The following is a 3,959-nucleotide window of genomic DNA, read 5'->3' as shown; positions in this document are numbered from 1 at the left end:
GACGATGAGGGGCTGGGCCGCGACGTCGCCACGGACCAGGATGCTGTCGCGGACGTAGGCGAGGGTGTTGTTCCAGCTGTCGGCCAACGCGGGTGTGGCGGGTGTGAAGCTGGTGAAGTACGGGCCGGGCTGACCGGGCTGACCGCTTCCGTGCGGGGCGTCGGCGACCTCGGCCAGGAGAGGCAGGCCGAGCGTCACCGTACGGACTTCGGCGTCCAGAGCGTGGGAGGAGTAGGGGAGGTCGCCCTGGGTGGCGATGAAGGCGTCGCCGGGTCCGAACCGTTCCTCGCCGCGCTCGTAGCGCTGCTCGACCCTCCCGGCCTCGAGGTGGGCGATGGTCAACGCCCCTGAAGCGTCCGCGTCGAAGTGGAGGTCGGCAGGCATCCGCAGGAGTCCGACGGCGAGGGCGCCCGCGTCGGTGTGGGCGAACTGAAAACGCGGGCTGTCGGAAGCGACACCGATCCGCACCCTCATGCCGTAGGCATCCGTCAGGTACTGCCGTGCCGCCGACGGGTCGGCGGTGGAGAGCTCGCTTCGAGCGAGCGGCGACGCCCGCGGATGAGTGTCGCTGGTGCCAGCCATGGTGTCCTCTCTCGACTCGGGCCGGTTCAGGTGCGCAGGGTGAGGCTGGGCGGCCGCCTGTACGCCTCCTGGTAGGCGGTGGAGAATTCGCCGGGCGTGGTGAAGCCCCAGCCGGCGGCGATCGCGTCGACCGTTGTGACGGCGGGGTCGGCGGCCTGGAGGTCTCGGTGGGCGCGCTCGAGGCGGACGCGGCGCAGGTAGCCCAGCGGGCTGGTGTCGTAGTGGTGGGCGAAGGCGGACTGCAGTGCCCGGGGGGAGGCGGATGCGGCGTCGGCGATGTCGGACAGGGTGAGGGGCCGGTCGGCGTGCGCGTCGATGAACGAGGCAGCTCTGTGCAGCGCCGCCGGTCCGGCGTGGCCGGGGCCGGGCCGGTAGTCGGCGGTCATGGTGGTGTTGGGGAAGGTGCTCAGCGCCGCCGCGCCGAGCAGCGCGCGCGTCCGGGCCTGGACCAGCGGCGCGGACATCGGGCTGCCGGGAGTCTCCAGCTGGTGGGCGACGAAGCCGACAGTGGAGCGCCAGAACCGGTCCATCGCCGGCGAGACCGGCTTCAGCCCGGTGAAGTGCACATCACCGGGCCACTCCTGCTCGGTGGCGGCCCGCTCGGCGGCGTCCAGCGGGATCGACAGGATTTCCGCGCCGAGGGGGCCGAGACTGACGTCGATCGGCATCCCGACGGGGTACATGGCTGCGTCGCCGACACCCAGCCGGTCCTCACGGTCGCCCCAGGTGATGCTGATGTTGCCGGTGGTGGGGAAGATGAACAGCAGGTAGTCGAAGGGGTCGCATTCGGCGGTCATCCGCAGCGAATGCACGAGGCGGTCCAGGCTCATGCCCCCGGCGCTCGTCCGGCGGACGTCGAAGGTGCAGTCCTCCGCGCCGCGGCCCCTTGGCCGGTACCCGACATACATCTCGTTCATCACCGCGTGCGCGGCCGCGGGGTCCGATGTACTGAACTCGGACCGCTGCACGGACGGCCGCTCGCTGTGTACGGACTGTATGGGCATGGTTCACCTCCACCACCCCACGGATGGGCCGGTCCTGCCCACCCCGCCCTTTCGACCGTACTCCCGGCCGGCGGGCTCGGCAGGGCTCGGCGCCGGCCTCAGCCGACGTGGACGCGGGGGCGCCGGGCGCGGTCCGGTTCGGCTTCGCGCAGCACCTCGCGGGTCACCGGGGCGACCTCTCCCTGCCCGAAGAGGAAGAACTTCACGAAGTGCGAGAGGGGGCTGCCCTCGGTCCACTCGAAGTAGATGTTCGGCCGCCGGCCCGTCACGTCGCGTACGTGCAGGAGCAGTGCGGCGAGGGCGTTGGGAATGGTCGAGCTCTCCAGGGTCAGTACCCGGTAGCGGTCGTGGAGCACCGTTCCGGACACGCTCAGGTCGGACTCGAACTCCGAGGGGTCGCGGACGGTGACCTCGATGAAGACGAGGTCGTCCTCGGGCGGGATGTCGTTGTCGTCCCGGATCTGCTGCAGCTTGTCGCGGTACTCGGCCGCGTCACGCGCTTCGGGTTTGTTCGCGATGAACCGGCTCCTGCGGTGGGAGACGTCCCGGACGAAGCGCTCGGCCATGGGGTCCAGGGTCACGCTGGTGACCCGCAGTTCGAAGGCCCGCCTGATCCGGGACAGCAGCGACACCGCGATGATCGCGCCGATGAAGCAGCCGCCGATCTGCACGCCGTCGGGCCGCTCGATGATGTTGGCGCCCGTCGTGTAGAGGAAGACGGCCGCGATCAGCCCGAAGGCGGCGGTCCAGCCGTGCTGACCGGCCCGCCGCGCCGCGATGGTCGCGGCGATCGCCGCGGAGGTGATGAGGACCAGGACGCCGGTGGCGTACGCGCCGCCCTGGGCGTCCACATCGGCGTCGAAGATCCAGGTCACCAGGAAGGCGATGGCGAGGAAGACCAGCACCATCGGGCGCACGGCCCGTGCCCAGTGCGGGGCCATGCCGTACCGGGGCAGGTAGCGGGGCATCAGGTTGAGCAGCCCGGCCATGGCCGAGGCGCCGGCGAACCACAGGATGGCGATGGTGGCGATGTCGTAGACGCTGCCGAAGCCGTTGCCCAGGTACTGGTGGGCCAGATAGGCCAGCGCCCGGCCGTTGGCCTCCCCACCGGACTCGAACTTCTCCTGCGGGATGAGAAAGGTCGTGATCACGCTGCTGGTGATCAGGAAGGCGCTCATGATGACCGCGGCCGTGGTCAGCAGCTTCTTCGTGCCCTTGATCCGCCCGGCGGGCCGCTCCTCGGAATCTCCGGGATCTCCCTCGACATGGGGCATCACCGCCACGCCGGTCTCGAAACCGGACAGGCCCAGTGCGAGCTTGGGGAAGACCAGCAGGGCCACGCCGACCATGGCCAGCGGACTGCCGTGCTCGGCGGTCAGCGCGTCGGACCAGTCGGTGACCACCTGCGGCTCCGTCATCACGTGCCACAGCCCCACCGCCACGACCACCACGTTCAGCGCCAGGTAGACCCCGACGAGTACGACGGCGATCCCCACGGCCTCGGTGAACCCCTTGAGGAACACCGCCCCCAGCAGAGCGATCAGGATCAGGGTGATGACCACTTCCCGACCGTGCAGGACGTCGGCGAGATTCGGGTTCTCCACCACGTGGGCGGTGGCGTCCGCGGCGGACAGCGTGATGGTGATCAAGAAGTCGGTCGCCGCGAATCCGAGCAGCACGAGGACGAACAGCTTGCCCTGCCAGAAGGACAGCAGCCGTTCCAGCATGGCGATCGAGCCCTGACCGTTCGGGCTCTCCTGCGCCACCCGCCGGTAGACCGGCAGCGCGCCGGCGAGGGTCACCAGGACCAGCACCACCGTGGCCACCGGGGACAGCACTCCCGCCGCCAGAGCGGCGATGCCCGGCTGGTAGCCGAGTGTCGAGAAGTAGTCCACACCCGTGAGGCACATGACCCTCCACCAGCTGTGCCGGCGATATGACTCGGAGGGCTGGGCATGCGGACCCGGCTGCTGCTTGACCCTGTCGGCCAGCCCCTCGAGCAGCCACGCGCGGAACCGGTGCCCCGCCGTGGGCGGCCCGGACTCCGGACGGATGGAGCTGGCCACTGGTACTCCTGTCGCTCTGCCGTGCGGTGCGTGGGCACGGGCGCAGTCGCGCACACATGAGCGTAAAGGCAGGTCAACGGACCGGGCCGCTGCGGCGCGACGACGAACGGACTCACAACCCGGCCGGACGGTCCCCCTCGGCGCGGCAGGAGAGGTAGTGATTACTCATGTGTACGGCCAGGGCTCCGTTCGAGAATCCACCCGGCCGTACCGGAGGGCTCTCGCACTGACCGGCGGGATGTTCCTGAGTGAGGAATGGTGACCAGGTGTCGGTTTCCCGTCGGAAGATGCTGACCTTTACCGCTGC

The 3,959-nt window shown here is 70.0% G+C and carries 3 protein-coding genes; all 3 read right to left on the bottom strand.

The window, feature by feature from the left end:
• Positions 1-582: hypothetical protein (locus ACRDP3_RS00640; RefSeq protein WP_431514798.1), on the bottom strand; the 582-nt coding region annotated here is incomplete at its 3' end.
• 26 nt (positions 583-608) lie between these two features.
• Positions 609-1,586 (bottom strand): AraC family transcriptional regulator, encoded by a 978-nt coding sequence (locus ACRDP3_RS00635; RefSeq protein ID WP_431514797.1) that lies wholly within the window; start codon positions 1,584-1,586, stop codon positions 609-611.
• A 98-nt stretch (positions 1,587-1,684) separates the two neighbouring features.
• Positions 1,685-3,652 carry an amino acid transporter gene (locus ACRDP3_RS00630; protein ID WP_431514796.1) on the bottom strand — a complete coding sequence of 656 codons (1,968 nt, stop codon included), beginning with the start codon at positions 3,650-3,652 and terminating at the stop codon, positions 1,685-1,687.
• Positions 3,653-3,959: the final 307 nt, after the last annotated feature.

Origin of the sequence: Streptomyces sp. (assembly GCF_050698815.1) — a bacterium.
Classification (GTDB): Bacteria; Actinomycetota; Actinomycetes; order Streptomycetales; family Streptomycetaceae; genus Streptomyces.
Note: the sequence above shows the minus strand (reverse complement) of the source record. Positions and strands in the feature narration are given on the sequence as shown.